Below are 4024 nucleotides of genomic sequence, written 5' to 3' on the forward strand. Positions count from 1 at the left end.
CTCCGCAACCACTTTACCCGCTACCCTCTTTCCATCGATAATGAGTGATTGGACGGAAAAGTACCGCCCGGAGACCCTCTCGGAGGTCCGGGGGAACAACAAGGCCCGCGACGCGCTGACGGAGTGGGCCGAGACGTGGGACGACCACGGCGAGGCGGTCGTCCTCCACGGCGCGCCGGGGGTCGGCAAGACCTCCGCCGCCCACGCGCTGGCCAACGACATGGGCTGGCCCGTACTGGAGATGAACGCCTCGGACGCCCGAACCAAAGACGAGATCGAGCGGTTCGCGGGGCGTGCGGCCTCGAACACGACGCTGGGCAGTCAGCGGCAACTCATCATCCTCGACGAGGCCGACAACCTCCACCAGCACAAGGACCGCGGCGGCGCCGCCGCGATGACCCGGCTGGTCAAGAATGCGACCCAACCCATCGTCCTCATCGCCAACGACTACTACGAGATGTCCTCCGGCCTCCGCAGCGCCTGCCGGGACATCGAGTTTCGCGACATTTCGACGCGCTCTATCGTCCCGGTCCTCCGTGACATCTGCCGACAGGAGAACGTCGAGTTCGACGAGGACGTTCTCGAATCCATCGCCGAGCAGAATCGCGGGGACCTGCGCGGGGCCATCAAGGACCTGCAGGCTCGCGAGCAGGGCGGCGAGATCCGCGCCGAGGGCTCGGAGGGCGACCGCGACAAGACCGTCGACATCTTCTCGTTTCTCGATGCGGTCCTCAAGGAGGAGTCCGCCGAGGAGGCCCTCCGGACGGCCTACGACGTCGACGAGACGCCCGATAACCTCCTCCAGTGGATCGAGGACAAGGTGCCCAAGGTCTACGAGGCCGACGAGTTGGCCGACGCCTACGAACACCTCGCCGACGCCGACGTCTGGCTCGGTCGCGTGCGAGCCACGCAGAACTACACGTACTGGCGCTACGCGACCGACAACGTCGCCGCCGGGGTCGCCTCGGCACGCCAGCAGGAACGCGGCGGCTGGACCCGCTACGGCGGCGCGCCCTACCGCTCCTCGCGGGACGCCACCCGGGATTACATCGCCGAGAAGATCGCCGAGAAAGCGGGCGTCTCGACGGCGACCGCACGCCGGGAGATCATGCCCTACCTCTCGGTGATGACTCACCACTGCAAGAACCGCGATTTGACCGTCAAGATGGTCGCTCGCTACGACCTCGATGCCGACCACGTCTCGTTCATCACGGGGTCGGGCAAGACCACGAACAAGGTTCAAGGCATCGTCGAAGACGCCGAGGAACTGCTGGAGAAGGAGGCCGTCGAACACTCGGGTGGGGCCTTCGCGTCCATCGAGGGGACGACGAACGAGGAGGCAGACACCGAGGACGACGAGAGCGTCGAAAGCGACGGGAACGAGGACGGAAGTGGAACCCTCGCTGACTTCGGCGCCTCCGGCGGCAGTTCGGCAACCGACGCTGGCGACGAAAGCGACGACGGCCAGTCCGCCGAAGAACGCGCCGCCGAAGCCGAAGACGACGACGGACAGGCCGGCCTCTCGGATTTCATGTAACCCGGCGGTGGGCGGGTCGCCACCCCGGTAACCGTAGCGAGACCTATTATCCGAGATTCCTACCGCCGACCAGCCCGTAGTACCAGTACCACCGGCACCATCAACAGCGCGCCGGCGACGAACGGCGACCAGTAGACGACGACGTAGGCGGCCGCCGCCAACGGCGGGCCCACGGTTCGCCCGAGGCTGCCAGCGCCCTGAGTCACCCCGAAGGCCGACCCCTGCTCCCCTTCGGCGGCCCCCTGCGAAACGAGCGTCGAGAGGCCGACGGTTACGGCGCCGTTGCCGAACGATGCCAGGGCACCGAAGGCCAACAGAACGAGAAGCCCGCCCGTCACCCAGACCGGTCCACCCGGTGGGGGAATCAGTGCCCCGAGGAACGGCGAGAGCGCCAAGAGGAGAAGTGCCAGAAACAGCGACACGGTGCCGGCGAAAACGACCGGCCGAGGACTGTACCGTTTCGAGAGTCGACCGATGAGGACGCCCTGATTTATCGTTCCGAGAACGCCGATGTAGGTGAGGAATAGCGCGGCTTCCGTCGCGTCGTAGTCGAAGAAGTCGGCCACGAACGGGACGAACATCACCTGTACCCCGGCGAAGGCGAAGGAGGTCAGAAAGAAGGCGACGACCAGCGGCCGGAGCGTCACATCTGCGAAGGTCCGCCGGAACTGCGCGAGGAACGAAACCCGGTTGGCCGCTACCGCTGTCCGGGCCGGTTCCTTCAGGACGACCGCCGCCGTTGCGAGAGCAATAAACGACATCGTGGCGGCCGCGAAACTCGGCAGCGAGAACTTCGTCGTCGGGATGAAGGCGGGGAGAACGCGTTCGGCCGCACCGACGACGGCGTCGCTGGCTGCCAGTCCGCCGATAGCGGGGCCGAAGACGAAGCCGAGGGCGAAGGCCGCACCGACCAGTCCCAGGGCGCTGGCCCGGTCGTCCACGGACGTCACGTCGGCGATGTACGCCTGGGCCGTTGCGATGTTACCGCCCGCGGCCCCGGCGAGAGTTCGGGCCCCGAACAGCGTCGCAACGGCGGCGACAGTCCCGAAGGCGGCGTCTACCTCGGCGGCCAGCCCGAAGACGGTCCACGCGACGCCCGCGACGCCAACCGATAACATCAGCACTGGCCGCCGGCCTCGTTCGTCCGAGATGCGGCCGAGCATCGGGGCCGCGACGAACTGCGCAAACGAGTAGGACGCCGCAAGCAGGCCGATAAAGAGGTCACTGAGGCCGAAGGACCTGACGTAGAACGGCAAGATCGGGATGATGATTCCGAACCCGAGCAGATCGAGGAACACGACGGCGATGACGACCGCGATGCCGCGGCGCGTCTCCGTCGGAAGCCCGCCGGCGTCATCCATCGTGGCTGCACGAGCAGATGACACGGTAGATGATGCACTCCCAGCCAGTTATAATATCGGTGGACAGGCGCTGGCGTCCCACTGGTCGAACGCGGGCCCTCAGCGTGCCGATTCAGAGCAACCGCTCGCCGTGTTCGGTCTGTGGATTCTCGAAGAAGGAATCCGGTTCGCCCCCCTCGCTCCGCTCATAGGAGACCTATTCGTCGTTCGACTGGGCGTCTACGACTGCAACGCCCGCGAGATTCACGATGTCCTTCACCTCGTCGCCTCGCTGGAGGACGTGGACCGGCTTGTCCATGCCGACCAGCATCGGGCCGATGGCTTCGGCGCCACCGAGTCGCTGGAGGAGTTTATATGCGATGTTGCCGGCTTCGAGGTTCGGGAAGATGAGCAGGTTCGCGGGGGCGTCCAACTCCGAGAAGCTGTAGGTGCCTTCGAGCATGTCCTCGACGACGGCGGTGTCGGCCTGCATCTCACCGTCGACCGGGAAGTCGACCGCGTCGTCGGCCCGGAGCATCTCCGCGGCCTTCCGCGGCTTGCGAGTCCCCTCGTTGTCGACGCTGCCGAAGTCCGAGTAGGAGAGCAGCGCCGCCTTCGGGTCGATGTTGAACCGGCGGGCGAGTTCGGCGGTCTGTTTCGTGACCTCGGCCAGCACGTCCTCGTCGGGCGACTGGTTGACCGTGGCGTCGGCGACGAAGACGACGCGGTTCTTGAAGGTGAGCATGTAGACGCCCGCCGCGTAGTTGGCGTCCTCGGCGGTGCCGACGACCTGCAGTGGCGGTCGCAACGCCGACGGGTAGTGGTGCATCAGTCCGGTCAACATCGCGTCGGCGTCGCCCATCTCGACCATGACGCTGCCGAGGTAGTTGCCATCCTCGATGAGTTCATCGGCCTCACGGCGCGTGATGCCCTTCCGCTGGCGGAGTTCGTAGAGCCGCTCGGCGTAGGGGTCGAGATTCCCTTCTTCAGGGTCGACGATTTCGGGTTCGAAGTCGAGCCCGAGTCGTTCGGCATGCTCCCAGACCTCCTCGCGGTCGCCGATGAGGATCGGTTCGGCGATCCCCTGGTCGACCAGTTGGTAGGCTGCCCGGACCATCTTCTCGTCGTCGCCCTCCGCCAGCACGAG

3 protein-coding genes are annotated in these 4024 nt (G+C 66.2%); 1 reads left to right on the forward strand and 2 read right to left on the reverse strand.

Translation table 11 applies throughout. The features are described from left to right. Positions 1–40: 40 nt before the first annotated feature. On the forward strand, positions 41–1537 hold the full coding sequence (locus V5A53_RS13445) for a replication factor C large subunit (RefSeq protein ID WP_332314130.1): 1497 nt from the start codon (positions 41–43) through the stop codon (positions 1535–1537). A gap of 59 nt (positions 1538–1596) precedes the next feature. On the opposite strand, the gene V5A53_RS13450 is transcribed toward V5A53_RS13445, so the two are convergent. Then, positions 1597–2898: an MFS transporter gene (locus tag V5A53_RS13450; RefSeq protein WP_332314131.1), complete on the reverse strand. Its 1302-nt coding sequence runs from the start codon at positions 2896–2898 to the stop codon at positions 1597–1599. A gap of 196 nt (positions 2899–3094) precedes the next feature. Continuing rightward, positions 3095–4024, reverse strand: a 930-nt coding sequence (locus V5A53_RS13455) for a phosphate acyltransferase (RefSeq protein WP_332314132.1), incomplete at its 5' end; no start/stop codon positions are given.

The organism is Natronomonas sp., from assembly GCF_036625485.1.
In the GTDB taxonomy this organism is placed as follows: domain Archaea; phylum Halobacteriota; class Halobacteria; order Halobacteriales; family Haloarculaceae; genus Natronomonas.